The following is an 18,159-nucleotide window of genomic DNA, read 5'->3' as shown; positions in this document are numbered from 1 at the left end:
TCTAGCTTTTCCACAGATATGGGAACAATAAATAACTTAACGAAATAACTATAAAATCAATTCCTAAAATGACCATTATTTCGTCATAACTTGCAGAAAGTGCAAGGCCGTCTAAGGCGTTTTTAGAAAGTTTAATTAACATACTCAGCATGGGCAATACGATAGGGAAGCTCAATACTGCCATTATGCCCGAGGTATTGTCTGATTTGGCTGCTATGCCTGCTATTAGTGTGAATATGGCCGAAAAACCTAAAGCTCCCAACACAATAGAAATGGTATATAGCACCATGTTTTCAACGGGATTACCCATAAAAACAAAGTAGATTACCATGCCCAAAAGGCCTAAAAATAACAACAGAATAAAATTATAGACGATTTTGGCAATGATTATAGACTCTGGTTTGGCTATTTGATAATAATATAAATGTCTGCCAGCGTTTTCTTGGGTAAAGCTTTTAGTCACCGAATTTACCGCAGAGAACAGAATGATAATCCAAAACAAGGTATTCCATGTTATGGGCTCAATTTGGTTGGTTTTGAGCTTAAAGCTCATGTAGCACAAAAAAACCGTAGAGATTACATACAGCACCATTCCATTGAATGCGTATTTCTGTCGCCATTCTAGAATGATGTCTTTTTGAATCAGATTTTTGATTTCTTCCATATTATGCCACAAAATTAATCAATTTTCGACTTCGGATATCATGACTTCGGTCAATTTATTTCGTGCCAATAGTAATATTATGAATTTTGATTAAGCCCAAAGAAATTCGAAATTATTCTTTTTGATTTACTTATTTTTAATAAGATCCAAAATAAACTCCAATTGGGTGTCTTTTCTGTTTACAAAATCACTGAAGCTTTGGTCTACCTCAAAATCAGGCTGTACAAAAAACGTTTGAGTAGTTTTATTTGGTTGATTGTGTACAATTTTAAATAGTGGCACCCTTATATATGACTTGGTATTTGGTAGCTTCACTACTTTCCATGTGCCGGCAAAGCTTCCCCAATTGGCTCCTCCGGGCTGTGAGCCTACAAAAGTAGCGAGGTTCATGTCTCGCCATAGGCTAATTGTAAATGTGGTGGCAGAGTAGGACCCACCGTCCATTATAACATACAGTTTGCCATCAAAATGATGTTTGGATGCTGGTTTTTTGTATTTCTTTTTAGTGAAAAAGTAATTGCCATTTTTTTGCTTTTTAAACATAATCCTACCCACCACTGGTCCGAAAATAGTTAAGGGGTGAAAATTTTAAAATAAGATTTTGGTTTAAAAATCATAGAATCTGTCAATGCGTATGGCTCTTTTGCCACATAAGATGTAAGCCTGCCCACATTTGGAATGTAGCCGCCGCCGTTTGCTCTAAGGTCTACTATCAAATGCTCTATCTTTTGGCTTTCAGCTTTTTTAAAGGCCGACTTTAGCTTTATTTTAAAACCTCTTTGGTTAAAATCAAACTTGCCTTTCTTTTCCATAAAACTTGTAATGTCGAGTTTGGCAATGTGCCTTGTGCTGTCTACCACCTGGTAGCCGAGGTTTTGTCTGGTGGCATTTTTGTATCTACTTTTTAATATTTTCAAACTCTGTTTCGAGGTGATGTTTTTTAAGTAAATAGACCTAAAAACGCTGTCTTTGGGGTTTTTGAAAGTTACAAGTGTACTGTCAGTTTGGCCATATTGAGCATATAAATACCTCGAAAAAGCCCGCTCGGCATAGTAGTCTTTGCTTACCGGGTTGTTATTGTCAGTGCCATACATCTTCCTGAAATCTTGGTATAAATCCCAAACTGGCATGTTTTCTATTTTTGATATTTCTGCAGTTCTCAAAATCGTACTATCGGCGGCTATGTTATAATGGACATAGAAGTTCTGGTCAAATTTTCTCAAAATTAAAGGCAAGGTGATTGGTTTTTTTGAGCTAAAACTTTTTGGTGCTCGGGTGCTAGTGTGTAAGTCTTCTATACTTGCAATCAGCTCAGTTATTTCAATGTAAGCTTGCCTTTGGCTGATTGAGTCTGGGTAGTTTTGAAGAATTTTCTCAATGTTTTTATTAAAAGTAATGGTGTCTTCATAGTATCCAAATCCCATATGGTGTTTGATAAGTGTTTTCTTTACTAAATCAAGGTCTGCCTTAAGAGCTGCGGTACTTATTTTATTTTGAGAAAAACTAAAAAATGAAATTCCTGACGATAAAACGGTCAATATTAGGCATCTAAGGGTTAGTTTCATAAATGGTAATTGAAATTTTGTTTATTCATTGTCGGATTGACTCCTAAAATTACACATCTTTTATTTATCTTTGCGGCTGAATAAAAAAGTTCTTTGAATCACTATGCTTAATCGTCGTTTAATTCGAATCAGAGCTATGCAAGCGTTATACTCCTATGAAAAATGTAGGGGAGCAAATGTTCAACTTGCACTAGATCTGATAGCTGAGTCTTTTGCTCCTGATCTAAATTCAATGGAGAAGCAAGACAAACCCAAGCTTTTGGGAAAACAAAAACTCGCTCAGTCACTATTTCTGGATGAAGTAAATGACAAAACCCCTGAAGATGAGGTGGTTCCGCCCGAAATCAAAACTGTGCTTTCTAAAGCCAGAGAATTTTACCGAAATAAAAATAAAAAAGATTTTGACAATATAAGTTTGCAGAGTCAGATTGATGCTGAAAAAGTATATGAACAATATCTCATGCTTTTGCAGTTGCTTGTTGAGTTAGCCACAAAATTTCCGGAAGATTCTAATTTCCATAAAAACAAAGCCATTAAGGTATTGGCTGCTTCGAAAGAATTGGAATACCAATGCTTACGAAAAAGTGTAAATTGGGAAAGCGAAAGAGCAAATGTCAATAAGATTTACAATGAAGCCCTAAAGAAAAACCTCCATGTACGTGAGTATGAGGAAAAAATCAATAGGACATTTGAAGAAGAATTGGCTATCGTGAAATACGTCATCAAAAATGTTTTGCTTAAACACGAAGTGTGTCATGAGATTTTTGAAAAGACCAATTTGTATTGGGAGGAAGACAGAGAGATTTTACGTACTATGCTTTTTCATACTTTCAATGATTTTGTAGAGTTAAGTACCGTCAATATCGAGGTTTTAGATGATGTTTGGGAAGAAAGTAAGTCGTTTTTGAAAGTATTGTTTACAAAATCGGTTCACGAAGAAAAAGAACTGATGTCTTATTTAGTGCCTTTTCTTAGAAATTGGGACTTTGAAAGAATTGTAGAGACTGACCGTATTTTATTAAAAATGGCGGCGGCTGAGTTGATTCATTTTCCGAGTATTCCGGTGAAGGTTACAATCAATGAAATTATTGAAATTGCCAAAAACTTTAGTTCACAAAAAAGTGGTCAATTTGTCAATGGAGTATTGGATTCTTTAATAAAAGATCTTACCGCAAAAGATATTATTAAGAAGACCGGTAGGGGGATGATTGACAATAAATAAAGCAGAAAGAATTTGACTATACTGTTTTTTCAGGTTAATTTTAAGCACATTTTTTACACAAAATATTATGAATAGTTCATCAAAATCATTTATTGCTTTTTTAGCGGGAGTAGCTGCTGGAACTGCAATCGGAATATTGTACGCACCCGAAAAAGGAGAAATTACACGTGATAAACTTGCTGGGAAGCTTTCTCAATATAGAGAGCAATTACAAGGTTTTATTGCTGATCTTATAGAAAGAGGCGAAGAAGTAGCAGACGAAATGTCGGGAGGCGATAGTCAAGCCAAAGCTGAAGGTAGAAAAGTGGTAAATGAGGCAAGACAAAAAGCTGAGAGACTACTGGAAGATGTTGAAAATCTTATGACTCAAATCAAATCAAAATCTTAATATGAAGAAAGTTTTTTTTGTTCTGGTTTTGGCTGTTTCTGCTGCTATGTGGGCATGCTCGGGCAGTGGATCTGACAAAGCCGAAGGAATTGTAAGCGATTCTGCGAAAATAGAGTTTGAGAATCCTACACACGATTTCGGTGAAATAAATGAAGGCGAGGTAGTTTCTACTGTATATAAGTTCAAAAACATTGGTTCTATGCCTTTGCAAATTTTGGATGTGAATGTGACCTGCGGTTGCACAGTTGCTGAAAAGCCTGAAAAAGCCATTGGTGCTGGCCAAACAGGAGAAATTAAAGTAAATTTTAACTCTGCTGGTAAGTCAGGGATTAATAAAAAATACATAACGGTACTTTCAAATGCCGTGAATAGTTCAGAAGTAGTAAGTTTTGATGTTATAGTAAATAATTTAGAACAAAAATAATGATAGTATTACAAGCAGGTGGTTCTGGAAACATGAGTTTTCTATTTTTAATGGTGGGTATGTTTGCAGTCATGTATTTTTTCATGATTAGACCACAGCAAAAAAAGCAAAAAGAGCAACAAAAAATGGTGGAGGAACTGAAAGCTGGTGACGATATAGTTACAGCTGGTGGTCTTCACGGAAAAGTACTTTCAAACGATGGCGATACTATCACTATTTCAGCAGGTGGTGGAGCTCGTTTGACTTTCGAAAAATCAGCAATCGCTAAGAAAAAATAATAAATTGTCAATATCAGCAAGAAATACCAAAGCAACCCCAATGAAAGACGCATTTGAGTCTTTCCTGAAAGCCTATAATCTAAAATCTAGGTTTAATGAAACGTATTTGATTACGTATTGGGAAAAAATAATGGGTGCTAGTATTGCAAATCGTACGGAGAAAATTTATGTCAGAAACGGCGTACTTTTTCTTCGTATATCATCTTCTCCTCTTAGGCAAGAGCTCGTACTTGCCAAATCCAAACTAATGGAACTCCTCAACGCCGAAATAGGCGAGGCCATAATTCAAGACGTAGTGTTTATATAAATATGCTTCAAGCACCTCCATACCTTAAACCTGGTGACAAAGTGGCTATAACGGCACCTGCTAGCAAGTTAGAGGCAACTGCCGTGGAGATAGCTGTAAATATTTTGAAAGAAAGATGGGGCTTACAAGTTGTGGTGGGCGAAACCATAGGAGCCTCTTATCATGATTTTGCAGGTTCTGATGCCCAAAGAGCCTCTGAGTTACAGCGTTTTTTAGAGGACGATTCTGTCAATCTAATATTAGCCGCACGTGGTGGTTATGGTGTTTCTAAAATTTTAGATAGCTTAAGTTTTGAGCATTTTTCTCCCAAATGGATATGTGGATTTTCGGACTTGACGGCCCTTTTATTACATATTAATTCTTTGGGTTTTCAGGCTATTCATGGCGTTATGGCCAAAACCATGGCGTTTGATGAGCCATCAAACGAAAGTCTCAAGAACTTGCTTTTTGGAGGAAAAGTGGACTATGTGTTTACCCATAATTCTGAGTATTTTATAGAAGGCAAAGCAGAAGGTGAAGCTATAGGCGGTAACCTCTGTTTGTTAGCAAATAGTGTGGGTTCGAAGTCGGATATTAGCTTTGATGGCAAAATCTTGTTTTTAGAAGATATTTCGGAATATCTATATAGTATTGATAGGATGTTGGTTCAACTTGGCCGAGCTGAAAAATTAGCTAAACTTGCTGGTTTGGTAGTCGGAGATTTTTCGGATTGTAAAGAAAACGATGAGCCTTTCGGCAAAAACTTCCAAGAAATAATACTCGAGCATATTTCTAAGTATTCGTATCCGGTTGCTTTTGGTTTTGAATTTGGCCATGAAAATCGCAATTTTGCAATCAGAATGGGTGAAACCCTAAGCCTAGATGTAAATAAATTTGAATCTAAATTAAAGTCGATATGAATAAGTTTGATTTTAAAAAATATCACATAAGAGCTATTAATGCTTCTACTGAAGAAGAAAAATTAGCAATCAATAAAGAATTAAAAAGCTTTTATGAGCAACTTCCTGAAAGTGAGAAAAAAAGTTTTAACGAAGAATTACAGAGTTTTTTAATAAAAGAAATGGCGAATATTAAATCGGTTTATGATGGTGCCACAGCACCTTCTGAAAACTAAATTTTCTTTTCTTCGAAAAACCAATACAATTAATTATACAAAAACCGTATGCTCTTTTTAAAAGGCATAAGGTTTGTCCTGCAGAATCTTTAAATTTGCAGGTAATTTAAATTTAACTGAAAAATATGAGCCAAGAATCAGCTCCAACTACCACTTTGCAAGATATTATTGGCCACGCCAAAGAATACGGTTTTGTTTTTCCTTCGTCTGAGATTTACGATGGACTTCAGGCTGTTTACGATTATGGTCAAAATGGAGTAGAACTTAAGAATAATTTGAAGCAGGTTTGGTGGAAAGCCATGACCCAGCTACATGATAATATAGTTGGTATAGATGCCGCCATATTTATGCATCCGCTTACGTGGAAAGCATCTGGTCACGTAGATGGTTTCAACGATCCAATGATAGACAACAAGGACTCTAAAAAGAGATACAGAGCCGATCAGTTGCTGGAAGGAAAAGCCGAAGAATATGAAAAAAATGGAGAACTTGAGAAGTCTCAGGCTTTACTTGCCAAAATGGGAGCTTTGCTAAGTGCCGAAAAATTAGACGAAGTAAGAGAGTTAATCATTGAAGAAAATATCGTTTGTCCGATTTCTAAAACAGCCAATTGGACTGAAGTTCGTCAGTTTAACTTGATGTTTTCTACCCAAGTAGGATCTGTGGCTGAAGACTCTAGCAATATTTATTTAAGACCAGAAACAGCTCAAGGGATTTTTGTGAACTTCTTAAATGTTCAAAAGTCGGGTAGGATGAAGGTTCCTTTTGGGATTGCTCAAATAGGGAAGGCGTTTAGGAATGAAATAGTGGCCCGTCAGTTTATATTCAGAATGCGTGAATTTGAACAGATGGAGATGCAATTTTTTGTTCGCCCTGGCACCGAAATGGAATGGTACGAAAACTGGAAAGCAACAAGGCTAAGATTCCATAAAGCGATAGGTTTACCAACTGAGAAATTAAGATACCACGACCACGATAAATTGGCCCATTATGCCAACGCGGCCGTTGATATTGAGTTCGAATTTCCGTTTGGATTTAGAGAGATAGAAGGAATTCACTCGCGTACTGATTTTGACCTTAAAAGTCATCAAGACCTTTCTAAAAAGAAACAACAATACTTTGACCCTGAGCTAGGAGAAGACGGTAAGGCAATCGGAAATTATATTCCTTTTGTGGTTGAAACTTCGGTGGGTGCTGATAGGCTGTTCCTTGCGGCATTCTGTAATGCGTATACCGTAGAAAAAGGTGAAAAAGAAAGAACCTATCTAAAACTTCACCCGGCTTTGGCTCCGATAAAAGCGGCGGTATTGCCACTGGTTAAGAAAGACGGCTTGGCAGAAAAAGCTCAAGAAATTGCGAATTCATTGAAATCGTCGTTTAGAACAGTTTATGACGATGGTGGTGCGATAGGAAAAAGATATACACGTCAGGACTTGATAGGAACACCTTACTGTATAGCGGTAGACTACGAGACCATGGAAAATGGAACGGTAACTATCAGACACAGAGACAGCATGGAGCAAGAGCGAGTAACTATCGCGGAGCTTAAAGAGAAAATAGGCTATGCCGTTTCTATGGAAAGAATATTGGAGTCTATTTAATTAGAATTTATTAAAAATATAGAATAAGCCTGGAGGAAACTTCAGGCTTATTTTTTTAAGTACTTATTTAATCCTGTTCCTACTGTAGCTATTTTGCCATTGGCTGAAGCATATCGATTGTCAAATCCACAACCGATGTTTGCATTTGGAGTGTTGTTCGTGCTTTTTATGGTGTAGGTGTTGCCATCTTTATTGAAACCACCGTAGTTGTTTAGTTGGTAACAGTTTGTCGAGCTTACCTTGTTATTTTTGTAAGTATCTATAATTTCTAAGTGAGCAAATGCACTCGAAGTTTTGGTTACAAAATTGCAATTTTCTATGTTTATGTCGGCATTGTCTGACCTTGAAGCGATATCTAAGTAGCACGTCTTTGATGCAAATTCACAATCCACAATCTGAGTTTTCTGATTTCTTATTACAAAAATGCTAAAAAGCTGAATATTTTTAAATGTAATATTATTTATTTTACTATCGTAATAAGACTGGAAATTCGAAATGCCAAATACATTGTAATCAAATAATATATGGTGTATGCTCGCCGCTTTTTTAGGGTTGTTTAGTGAGGAATATTGAAAGAAACTAAGGCCATGAACCGCATTTTTTATATATGCATAAGAGAGTTCAATATCTCCATTTGCTTCCAGTCCTTCCCAGTCGCCATTACTTAAGTTCTCAGCAGATTTAAATTCTATAATATTGTTTACATTTCCGTTTGCAATAAGTGAACCATAAGCAGTAATTCTACTGGTATTTGTCCCAGACTTGGCTACCACACTGATTTTTGTTCCTGGATTAATAGTCAAAGTTTTGCCATTGGGCACTATCACGGTTCCAGTCAAAGTAATATTGCCGCCCCACTTTTCATTTTTTGCAAGTGTATGAGCCGATATTGTACCTGTTATCACATCGTCATAAACCCCGGTTAAGCTTACCTCTATATCTGGTTTGCTTATTCCATTTACTTTAGGCGTGATTATAATTTTCCCGTCAAATTTTCCTGCTGTTAAATTATTCGGATCTACCGCTATGTTTATATCAGTTTTTGAAGTTAAAGTTCCAGAAGTTTTGTCTATTGTAATCCAAGAAGCGGAGGTTTTGGCTTCAAATGTTAAATTTTCTAATCCTATTTTAGATAAGCTAATGGTGGTAGTTTTAATGTCTTTTATGGTTCCGAAGTCTACTGCGTTTGTATTTACTGCTAATTTGGTGATTTTGTATGTGCCTTTTACCAATATTACTTTCTCTGTGGACTTTACGCCATTTATAGTAGAATTGATACTGATTTTTGCCATGTTTTCTCCTTCAATAATGTCTTTGGCTTCTATATCCGTGGTAAAATCAAAGTGAGCATTTTTGGTAGAATCTAAATTTGCATTGTTTTTTGAAAGTATCAGCCATTTTTTGTCGCTTGTTATTTCAAATTTTGCAGAACCTACTCCTTTTTTGCTAACTCTAAAATTTCCTTTTGAGCTCGAAGTTATATCTCCCAAGGCTATTTGCTCTGTAGATAATGCCAAAATAGGGTCAGGAAGCACTATTTTCTCTAAATCAAGATTTTCTTTTTTACAAGAAGATAATATTAAAACGATAAAAGTAACTGCTAGTAGTATTGACTTGTTTTTCAAAGTAGAATGCTTAAAATGAGAGGTTTTAAAATTGATTCAAAATTACTTTTAAAATCTGAAAATTAAAATCCAAAATATTGAAATGAAAAAGGTAGGCCCTATAAAAAACTTAACCCCGTCCTCATGGAGAACGGGGTAAGTATTATCTATTCAACCCTAACCTATTAAACTATGAAAAATCTTAATTTAACTTATAAATTTGTTACTGCAAGATCCAATTTTGGAACTGAAGTAGGTATAACTTCACTTGAGATGGCGTTTTTGTTTGACCAAATAAACTCAAAAATGTTGTTATTAAGAGATACGTTTTTAGCCCATTTTTGAGCTTCTTTCTTACGCGAATTCGAAAGTTTTTCCGTCAAATTCATTGAAGCGTTTGTGAATAACGCCTTTGTGTTTTCGTCTAAGTTGTAAAATGCGATTGGAGCATTGAAATACATCTTAACTACTTCGTTGTATACCTCTATATCTTTCGTGTTCTTTCTTGCGATCTTTTTTGTCTTCGTGTTAACGAAATTTGTAAACTCAGTGCTGTTGTTGTTACTTACTGTTACACCTGACTCACCGTTTGCAAAAGCTGATTGTGCGTTTGCTGTTAATGTACCTAATACTAAAAATGTTACTAATGTTCTTAATTGCTTTCTCATGTTATTTTCTATTTTTATTCCCTGTTATGATGATGCAAATTTGGTTGGTTAAAATGTAACCGCCAAATTTTATTTGGAATGTGAAACAGAATAAAATTTTGATAAAAATCCAAAATGCAGAATATGGTCGATATTTAAATCAAATAGGATGGGGTGTGGAGAATATTATTTTGTTATTATTGGATTAATATTCTGAAAATTTTTATTTTCAGTAAATGTGAATAATCTTGGAAAAATACAATCATTCGTTTAAAAAATTCATAGTGCGTTCAGTTCCTACCGTAGAAAAGTGCAAAATGAAATCTATGGCCTTGTCTAACCTTTCAGGAAGTGCTATCATTTCGTTTTCTGGAAACTGCCCCAATACGTAATCAACTTGTCTTCCTTTCGGGAAATCACTGCCGATTCCAAACTTTAATCGGGGATAAATATTATTTCCTAAAATGCTCTCAATGTTTTTTAAGCCGTTGTGTCCTGCACTCGATCCTTTCTCTTTTAGTCTAAGTTTTCCAAAAGGCAAAGCGAGGTCATCTACGATTACCATAACGTTTTCTACAGGCACCTTGAGTTGGTTCATCCAATACTGCATGGCTTTGCCGCTAAGGTTCATATAGGTGGTGGGTTTTATTAGTGTTATAGACTTTCCTTTGTATTTATACTCGGCTACGCTGGCTAGTCGGTCAAGTTTAAAGTCGAGTTTTTCGCGAGCAGCCAACCGGTCTAAGACCATAAATCCCACATTGTGTCTGGTAAGTGCGTATTCTGGGCCAATGTTGCCCAACCCAACTATTAAAAATTTCATTTATAATTTTTTGAATTAGTGTTTTTTACAAAATAACTAATATTTTTGTTGATATATAAATTCTCGGATGCAAAAAAAACGGTTAATACTCAAACAACCCTTATTAGATATTACGCTCAAAAGACTCTGCCAAGAAATAGTAGAAAATCATGACCCTATAGAAAACACCGTTTTGTTAGGGCTTCAACCTCGTGGCATATTTTTGGCGGAGCGAATTAAATTCTTTCTTAAGGAATACTTTAATGTAGATATTCCGCTTGGGCATCTTGACGCAACTTTTTATAGAGACGACTTTAAGCGAAAAGGAAATATTCTCACGCCTAACTCTACACACATTGATTTTATTATCGAAGATAAAAATGTAATCCTTATAGATGATGTATTAGCTACAGGCAGAATGGTGCGTGCTGCCATAGACGCCATGCAGGCTTTTGGAAGACCTCAGAAAATAGAGTTGTTGTGTTTGATAAATAGAAAATATAGCCGCGACTTGCCTATTCAGCCTGACTATGTCGGTAAAAAAGTAAACACGGTAGACTCGCAGCGTGTATTGGTAGAATGGAAAGAACAAGGAAATGAAAGTGATAATATTTGGTTAATAGACTAGGTTTTTATGGCTGACATAACAGCAGACGACTTAATATACGGTTACACAAATGGTATTTTTCCGATGGCAGACCCCGATGAAGGAAAGATATACTGGTATTCGCCTGACCCACGAGCTATTATTCCGATTGATACCTATAGGCCTGCTAAATCGCTCAGGCCGATTTTAAACAAAGGGGAGTTTGAGATTAAAATCAATGGAAATTTTGAGAAAACAATAAGAAGTTGTGCTCATCCAAGATTTGAAGGTGACGAGACTTGGATTTCGGAGGAAATTATTGATGTTTATATAGATTTACACAGAAGAGGTTTTGCCCATTCTATAGAAGCTTACCAAGGCCATGAACTTGTGGGTGGGCTATATGGAGTAGCAATAGGGTCGGTATTTTTTGGGGAGTCCATGTTTTATACGGTGCCCAATGCCTCCAAAGTTGCATTTCATCATTTGATTCAAATCCTTAAAAAGAGAGAGTTTGTATTATTAGATACGCAGTTTATTAATGACAATGTGAAACGTTACGGAGCCATTGAAATTAGTAAAAATGATTTTTTAGTTCTTCTAAAAAGCGGCCTTTCAAAGACCAATGTCTTTATAGAAGACGATTTCGGGCATTTTTTGTCTATTTAAGCATTTAAAATATTTCATCAACACTTATGAAGAAAACGCTACTTGTTGTCTTTTTTGCTCTTTTTGCTATTGGAGGATATGCCCAAGGTAGAGTCAAAGTAAAAGGGATTATCACTCAAAACAATACCAATGCACCTATTTTTGGAGTTACGGTTATTGTCACCCAAAACGGTTACGGAAGTTCAACTGACTCATCTGGTTATTACGAACTCATAATTCCTCCCGGTCAATATTTGTTAGAAATTTCGCATCAAACCTACTTTAAGAAGTTTGTTAAAATTGATTTGAAAAAAAACACAGACCTAGATTTTGTTTTGGATGAAAAAGTTAATGAACTGGAAGAGCTAAAAATTAGTGCTAACAGTTCGGAGCAAAACCTCAAAAGATTAGGCACAGGTGTAACAAGCTTAAATGTCCGCACCCTTAAAAAGCTGCCTTCATTGCTCGGAGAAGTGGATATCATCAAAAGTTTATTTACGCTTCCCGGCGTAACCTCTGTAGGTGAAGGTGCCTCAGGGTTTAATGTGAGGGGAGGAAATATTGATCAAAACCTGATTCTTCTTGACGAGGCTCCTATTTTTAACTCTTCTCACTTGATGGGCTTTTTCTCGGTTTTTAACCCAGATGCATTTAGAGATTTCAATTTTTACAGAGGTGGTATTCCTGCTCAGTATGGCGGTAGAATATCCTCGGTTTTAAATGTTAACTTAAAAGATGCCAATGCCACCAAGCTTTCTGTAAATGGAGGCGTGGGGACTATTTCGAGTAGATTAATGGTAGAGGCTCCTATTATTCAGGACAAACTGAGCTTTTTTGTAGCAGGAAGAATATCTTATGTGGATCAGCTGGTTAAAGCATTAAAAATCAAAAAACTAGAAGGTAGTAAAGCGAGTTTTTATGACTTAACGGCCAAGTTAGAGTTCAGGCCAAGCACTAAAGATAGAATCTCACTTTCGGGTTTTATGGGTTCTGATAAATTTCAGTTGGCCAAAGACACGGTTTCTGCCATAGACGATAACGGGGAGGCCCTATACGATTGGACTACCCAAAATGCGACTTTGGCATGGTCGCATTATTTTGGACCTAAGTTTACGCTTAAAGCAATCGGGGTGGTTTCTAGTTATAATGCCAATATCATCAATGCAGACTCTGCTACAGCCTATAAACTAAACTACGCCATTAATTACAAGTCAGGAAAGATATTGGGTGTCTATAACCTCACAGACAAGCAAGAGATAGAAGCAGGGTTTCAGGTAAACCACTATGCCATAAGTCCAGGTACAATGGTGCCTACTTTGCCAACTTCTAACAAAAACGCTATCAGTCTAAATAACGAGCAGGGGCTTGAGTCTGCTTTTTTTATAAATGATAAAATAGATATAACCAAAAAACTAAATATCGGAGTTGGGGTACGTTTTGTGAATTATCAGTCGCTCGGCAATGCTACCGTGTACAGCTATGAAGAAGGACAGCCCAAATCAATACTTTCGCTCAAAGATTCTGTTAGCTACGATAAAGGTAAAGTTGTTAAGTCTTATGGAAGTATAGAGCCGCGTTTTTCACTGAACTATAATGTAAACTCAAGCTCGAGTATCAAGCTAAGTGCCAACCGCATGCGTCAGTTTATTCAGCTGCTATCGGGTACCACAGCGGCTTTGCCAACCGATAGATGGAAACTTTCTGATTCTTATATTAAGCCTCAATATTCGGATCAGTTTTCGTTGGGTTATTTCAAAAATTTTAATGAAAAATCTTCTGAATCTTCGGTGGAGGTTTTTTACAAAAAACTATACAATGTAGTTGACTACAAGGATGGAGGGACCTTGCTGCTTAATAAATTTCCTGAAACTGCCATTTTACAAGGGAATGGATATGCGTACGGAGCTGAGTTTTATTTAAAGAAAAACCTAGGCGTGCTCACAGGGTGGATAAGTTATACCTATTCGCAAGCAAGAATTACCGTAGCCGGCCCTACCGAAGAAGAAACCATAAACAATGGTAATCCTTTTGCACCTATATATAATAGACCGCATAGTTTTAATGCCATCGGTTCTTATCAAGTGAGCAAAAAGGTTTCTTTCTCCAGCAATTTTAACTTTAGTTCAGGAAGGGCAATTACTTACCCTGCCTCTAAATTTTATTTAAATGGAGCTAGTTTGCCTTATTATAACAGCCGAAATCAAGCCGCTATTCCAAACTACTTCCGTTTAGATCTTTCTATGAATATCGAAACTCATCCTTACAGAACCTCAGGATATAGAGGCACTTGGAATGTTTCTTTATATAATGTGATGGCCAGAAAAAATGCTTACTCCGTATTTTTTAGGGCAAAAAATCCATTTAACCAATACTACTCTAAAGTGGATATTTACAAACTTTCGGTATTGGGTACTATTATTCCTTCATTGACTTACAATTTTAAATTTTAAATAAAGATGAGATTAAGATATCTTTATATACTTGCATTTTTTAGTTTGGTTTCGTGCGTTGAACTTTACGACCCGGGTCTTACCAGCGATACCAAAAGGTTGGTGGTTGAGTCTTTGATAACTACCAAAGATGACTATCAGTATGTATATTTGACCTACGATGCAGCATATAACTCCGAAGAAAATATATTCAAGAACTTGGTGATTAAAGCCAAAGTTTCGGTTACAGATGATAAAGGTAACAGCTATGAGTTTTTTGATGAAATAGCTCCCAATAACCAAATAAAGACTTCGGCGGGGTATAATTATCGCTCCGTGAATAAGTTTAAAGCCGTGGTTGGGAGAACCTACACGCTGCATGTAGAAACCGTAGACGGTAAAAAATATGTTTCAAAACCAGAGTTGGCATTGCCAGTGGTGCCCATAACGACCGCCTATTACGAATTTCAGGCATTGGTGCCTCCAAATAAATACAAAGGGCAATTTAATGTTTTTATAGATACCAAAGACCCCGCTGGCCAAACCAACTACTACAGATGGGATGCTTTTCATGTTAAAGAGCAGCTATATTGCAGAGAATGGTATATTTATGGCTCTGGCGGGTCTGTAACTCAGGCATTTGTTGACAAATGCTGCGGACCATGTTATGACTTAGTGGCGTGTGAAGATTGCTATGCCTTGGGCAATGACCGTTTTACCGATGGAAATACCATTAAAAAACAATTTATCGGCACCGTGCCTTTTGATAATACTACCAAATATTATATGCAGATAAACCAATACTCGATGACCGAAAGTGCTTACAAGTTTTGGGAAACCGTAAGGCAGCAGTCTAAAAACTCAGGTGGTTTGTTTGATGCCACTCCAAAGTCTATCAAAGGGAATCTTCAAAGTGTAGATAATCCGAAAGAAGAGGTCTTGGGTTATTTTGGGGTTTCTGATGTCAGTGAATATTATTTAAATGTTAACCGAAATATTTCTAATCCAAAGCCAATTATTGTGGAGGAATATTCGATAGGGTTCACCAAAACTACCGAGTGTTATCCTTGTCAAGAGTCATATAGTCGTAAAAGAACGCCGCCTCCTGGATGGAATTATTAAAATAACTGTCATTTTGACACTAAAATTACTGTAAAGCAGTCTGATTTCGGAAATTATGGCTGCTTTTTGGGTTCAGCACAAGATTTGATGTAATACAATTAAATAAATTACATAAACGCTATGAACTTAAATCAATATACCATCAAAGCCCAAGAGATTATACAGCAAGCTGTACAAATTGCTCAGGGGTTTACACAGCAGGCCGTGGAGCCGGGGCACCTTTTAAAAGCCATTTTAGAAGAGGAGCCAAATACAAGTACGTTTTTATTGAAGAAATATGAAGTAAGTCCTGATACTGTTCTGCAGAAATTGGACGCCATTATTTCTTCGTATCCAAAAGTTTCGGGTGGCAATCAACCTTACCTAGGAAACGACCTTTCTAAAGTTTTAACCAAAGCACTTTCTTATCTCAAAGACTTCGGCGACGAGTTTGTGAGTGTGGAGCTTCTCCTTTTGGGGCTTTTGCCCGGAGGCGAAAAAGTGGCGGACATGTTAAAAGGTTTGGGAATAAAAGAAGCAGGATTTAAAAAAGCAATAGAAGAACTTAGAGGTAAAAATAACCCAGTGAAAGATCAAAACGCAGAAAATAAATACCAAGCCCTTGCGAGATACAGCAAAAATCTGAATGAGATGGCTGAGCAAGGCAAAATAGACCCCGTAATTGGTCGTGACGAAGAAATCAGGAGACTTCTTCAGATTTTGTCTCGTAGAACTAAAAACAACCCGATACTATTGGGTGAGCCTGGTGTGGGTAAAACCGCCATAGTAGAAGGCCTTGCCCAACGAATTGTTCAAGGCGATGTGCCCGAAAACCTGAGGTCAAAAGTGGTTATATCACTTGATATGGGCTTGCTAGTGGCTGGAGCTAAATATAAAGGCGAGTTTGAGGAAAGACTAAAAGCGGTTATCAAAGAAGTGACGGACTCTGACGGTGAGATTATCTTGTTTATTGACGAGATTCACACCCTGATAGGTGCCGGCGGTGGAGGTGAAGGAGCCATGGATGCTGCCAACCTTCTGAAGCCTGCTTTGGCTCGTGGAGAGCTGCATGCAATAGGAGCAACCACACTCAAAGAGTACCAAAAATATATAGAGAAAGATAAAGCCTTAGAGCGTAGGTTCCAAGCTATTGTGGTAGACGAGCCTAACATTCCGGATGCCATCTCGATTTTGAGAGGTATCAAAGAAAAATATGAATTGCACCATGGAGTTCGTATTCAAGACGATGCCGTAATAGCCGCTGTGGAGCTTTCGAGCAGGTATATTTCAGATAGGTTTTTGCCTGACAAGGCTATTGACTTAATGGACGAAGCCGCTTCAAAGCTGCGACTAGAAATGGATTCTATGCCAGAAGAAATGGACGAACTTCGCAGGAGAATCATGCAATTGGAGATTGAGCGTGAGGCTATTAGAAGAGAAAATGACAAAGAAAAGGAAACATCGCTGAGCAAAGAAATAGAGGACTTAAACGGTAGATATACCGAATTTAAGGCCAAATGGGAAGGTGAAAAAGGCAAAGTAAACGAAATAAGGACTTTAAAAGAGCAAATAGAACAACTAAGACTGGAAGCCGAACAAGCAGAAAGAAGTGGCGAATATGGTAAAGTGGCCGAAATAAGATACGGTAACTTACCAGAGGCCGAAAATAGGCTGAAAGTACTTTCGGAAACGCATGTGGTAGGAGAGGATAACCTTATAAACGAGGAGGTGACCTCTGAAGATATAGCTCAGGTGGTGGCTAAATGGACCGGTATACCGGTTTCTAAAATGCTGCAGAGCGATAGGGAAAAGTTGCTGCACCTTGAAGACGAACTTCAGAAAAGAGTGGCGGGGCAGCAGGAGGCCATTGAGTTGGTTTCTGATGCCGTTAGACGCTCACGTGCGGGCATGCAAGACCCCAAGAAGCCGATTGGTAGCTTCCTGTTTTTGGGAAGCACAGGGGTTGGTAAAACCGAATTGGCCAAAACCCTGGCTCAGTATCTGTTTAATGACGACTCGGCCATGGTGCGGATAGATATGAGCGAATACTCGGAGAAACACACCGTAAGTAGGCTTGTGGGAGCTCCTCCAGGATACGTTGGGTATGACGAAGGTGGACAACTGACCGAAGCCGTAAGACGTAAGCCATACAGTGTAATACTGTTAGATGAGATAGAAAAAGCTCACCCCGATGTATGGAATGTGTTGCTTCAGGTACTTGACGACGGACGTTTGACAGACAACAAAGGCCGTTTGGCTAGTTTTAAGAATACCATCATCATTATGACCTCAAATATTGGCTCTCACTTTATACAGGAGAAATATTTAGAGGCTTTAAAGCAAGGCGATGACGCATGGCACAAATTTTACAAAGAAGAGGCCAAAGACCAAGTGATGGAGTTACTTCAGACAAGCGTAAGGCCTGAGTTTTTGAATAGAATAGACGAGGTCGTATTGTTTGACCCATTGGGCAGAAGCGAGATCAGGAAGATTGTAGAGATACAGTTTGGCGTGATTAAGCAGAGGCTTCACGAGCAAGGTATATTGCTAGAAGCAACAGTTGCGGCACTTGACAAACTTGGCGAAGAAGGCTACGACCCGGTATATGGAGCGAGACCACTCAAAAGAGTGATTCAGCGAAACATCATGAACGAGTTATCTAAGCTGATATTGGGCGGTCAAATAACCAAAGACAACATAATAGTGCTAGATGTTGACGAAGCGGGTCATTATAAATTCGATAATTTACCAGAAATAAGCATCGCCTAAGATATAATTG

Annotated in this window: 19 protein-coding genes; 13 read left to right on the top strand and 6 right to left on the bottom strand. The window is 37.4% G+C overall.

Translation table 11 applies throughout. From position 1 onward, the window contains the following. Nucleotide 1: 1 nt before the first annotated feature. The 3 genes from ACFOOI_RS07275 to ACFOOI_RS07265 all read right to left on the bottom strand — a co-directional run bounded on the left by ACFOOI_RS07275 (nucleotide 2) and on the right by ACFOOI_RS07265 (nucleotide 2,229). A complete protein-coding gene (locus ACFOOI_RS07275; RefSeq protein ID WP_379836597.1) occupies nucleotides 2-664 on the bottom strand; it encodes a heme exporter protein CcmB in 663 nt (220 codons plus the stop codon). A 126-nt stretch (nucleotides 665-790) separates the two neighbouring features. Continuing rightward, on the bottom strand, nucleotides 791-1,207 hold the full coding sequence (locus ACFOOI_RS07270) for a S41 family peptidase (protein WP_379836595.1): 417 nt from the start codon (nucleotides 1,205-1,207) through the stop codon (nucleotides 791-793). A 29-nt stretch (nucleotides 1,208-1,236) separates the two neighbouring features. Next, on the bottom strand, nucleotides 1,237-2,229 hold the full coding sequence (locus ACFOOI_RS07265) for a S41 family peptidase (protein WP_379836593.1): 993 nt from the start codon (nucleotides 2,227-2,229) through the stop codon (nucleotides 1,237-1,239). Nucleotides 2,230-2,365: 136 nt separating this feature from the next. On the opposite strand from ACFOOI_RS07265, the gene nusB reads away from it, so the two are divergent. The 8 genes from nusB to ACFOOI_RS07225 all read left to right on the top strand — a co-directional run bounded on the left by nusB (nucleotide 2,366) and on the right by ACFOOI_RS07225 (nucleotide 7,563). Beyond that, nucleotides 2,366-3,451: a transcription antitermination factor NusB gene (nusB, locus tag ACFOOI_RS07260; RefSeq protein ID WP_379836591.1), complete on the top strand. Its 1,086-nt coding sequence runs from the start codon at nucleotides 2,366-2,368 to the stop codon at nucleotides 3,449-3,451. A 67-nt stretch (nucleotides 3,452-3,518) separates the two neighbouring features. Continuing rightward, nucleotides 3,519-3,839, top strand: a complete 321-nt coding sequence (locus ACFOOI_RS07255; RefSeq protein ID WP_379836589.1) for a YtxH domain-containing protein — start codon at nucleotides 3,519-3,521, stop codon at nucleotides 3,837-3,839. 1 nt (nucleotide 3,840) lies between these two features. After that, entirely contained in the window at nucleotides 3,841-4,263 is a 423-nt protein-coding gene (locus ACFOOI_RS07250; protein ID WP_379836587.1) for a DUF1573 domain-containing protein, read from the top strand. After that, complete coding sequence (gene yajC / locus ACFOOI_RS07245; protein WP_379836585.1) at nucleotides 4,263-4,541, top strand: preprotein translocase subunit YajC; 279 nt, start codon at nucleotides 4,263-4,265, stop codon at nucleotides 4,539-4,541. The genes ACFOOI_RS07250 and yajC overlap by 1 nt, the downstream gene beginning before the upstream one ends. Before the next feature lie 40 nt (nucleotides 4,542-4,581). Beyond that, nucleotides 4,582-4,848 carry a DUF721 domain-containing protein gene (locus tag ACFOOI_RS07240; RefSeq protein WP_379836583.1) on the top strand — a complete coding sequence of 89 codons (267 nt, stop codon included), beginning with the start codon at nucleotides 4,582-4,584 and terminating at the stop codon, nucleotides 4,846-4,848. A 2-nt stretch (nucleotides 4,849-4,850) separates the two neighbouring features. After that, the gene (locus tag ACFOOI_RS07235; protein ID WP_379836581.1) at nucleotides 4,851-5,747 is read left to right on the top strand and encodes a S66 peptidase family protein; all 897 of its coding nucleotides are present in this window, start codon (nucleotides 4,851-4,853) and stop codon (nucleotides 5,745-5,747) included. Then, entirely contained in the window at nucleotides 5,744-5,962 is a 219-nt protein-coding gene (locus ACFOOI_RS07230) for a hypothetical protein (protein ID WP_379836579.1), read from the top strand. Before ACFOOI_RS07235 ends, ACFOOI_RS07230 begins: the two co-directional genes overlap by 4 nt. Nucleotides 5,963-6,087: 125 nt before the next feature. Continuing rightward, nucleotides 6,088-7,563, top strand: coding sequence for a glycine--tRNA ligase (locus ACFOOI_RS07225; RefSeq protein WP_379836577.1), 1,476 nt, complete (start codon nucleotides 6,088-6,090; stop codon nucleotides 7,561-7,563). Nucleotides 7,564-7,610: 47 nt separating this feature from the next. Here the strand turns inward: ACFOOI_RS07225 and ACFOOI_RS07220 are convergent, their stop codons facing one another. From ACFOOI_RS07220 to pth, 3 genes are all read right to left on the bottom strand, one after another. Next, complete coding sequence (locus tag ACFOOI_RS07220) at nucleotides 7,611-9,188, bottom strand: BACON domain-containing protein (protein WP_379836575.1); 1,578 nt, start codon at nucleotides 9,186-9,188, stop codon at nucleotides 7,611-7,613. A gap of 191 nt (nucleotides 9,189-9,379) precedes the next feature. Beyond that, on the bottom strand, nucleotides 9,380-9,835 hold the full coding sequence (locus ACFOOI_RS07215; RefSeq protein WP_379836573.1) for a hypothetical protein: 456 nt from the start codon (nucleotides 9,833-9,835) through the stop codon (nucleotides 9,380-9,382). 241 nt (nucleotides 9,836-10,076) lie between these two features. After that, complete coding sequence (gene pth, locus ACFOOI_RS07210; protein WP_379836571.1) at nucleotides 10,077-10,637, bottom strand: aminoacyl-tRNA hydrolase; 561 nt, start codon at nucleotides 10,635-10,637, stop codon at nucleotides 10,077-10,079. Nucleotides 10,638-10,704: 67 nt separating this feature from the next. Here pth and pyrR point away from each other — a divergent pair, with 67 nt between their 5' ends. The 5 genes from pyrR to clpB all read left to right on the top strand — a co-directional run bounded on the left by pyrR (nucleotide 10,705) and on the right by clpB (nucleotide 18,149). Beyond that, nucleotides 10,705-11,244 carry a bifunctional pyr operon transcriptional regulator/uracil phosphoribosyltransferase PyrR gene (gene pyrR, locus ACFOOI_RS07205; RefSeq protein ID WP_379836569.1) on the top strand — a complete coding sequence of 180 codons (540 nt, stop codon included), beginning with the start codon at nucleotides 10,705-10,707 and terminating at the stop codon, nucleotides 11,242-11,244. A 6-nt stretch (nucleotides 11,245-11,250) separates the two neighbouring features. After that, nucleotides 11,251-11,871, top strand: coding sequence for a leucyl/phenylalanyl-tRNA--protein transferase (gene aat / locus ACFOOI_RS07200; RefSeq protein ID WP_379836567.1), 621 nt, complete (start codon nucleotides 11,251-11,253; stop codon nucleotides 11,869-11,871). Between the two features lie 26 nt (nucleotides 11,872-11,897). Beyond that, nucleotides 11,898-14,300, top strand: a complete 2,403-nt coding sequence (locus ACFOOI_RS07195) for a TonB-dependent receptor (protein WP_379836565.1) — start codon at nucleotides 11,898-11,900, stop codon at nucleotides 14,298-14,300. 6 nt (nucleotides 14,301-14,306) lie between these two features. Then, on the top strand, nucleotides 14,307-15,401 hold the full coding sequence (locus tag ACFOOI_RS07190) for a DUF4249 domain-containing protein (protein WP_379836563.1): 1,095 nt from the start codon (nucleotides 14,307-14,309) through the stop codon (nucleotides 15,399-15,401). A 120-nt stretch (nucleotides 15,402-15,521) separates the two neighbouring features. After that, nucleotides 15,522-18,149: an ATP-dependent chaperone ClpB gene (gene clpB, locus ACFOOI_RS07185; RefSeq protein ID WP_379836561.1), complete on the top strand. Its 2,628-nt coding sequence runs from the start codon at nucleotides 15,522-15,524 to the stop codon at nucleotides 18,147-18,149. Nucleotides 18,150-18,159: the final 10 nt, after the last annotated feature.

It is taken from the genome of Lacihabitans lacunae (assembly GCF_042649125.1).
GTDB lineage: Bacteria > Bacteroidota > Bacteroidia > Cytophagales > Spirosomataceae > Leadbetterella > Leadbetterella lacunae.
This window is presented reverse-complemented; position numbering and strand designations above follow the sequence as displayed.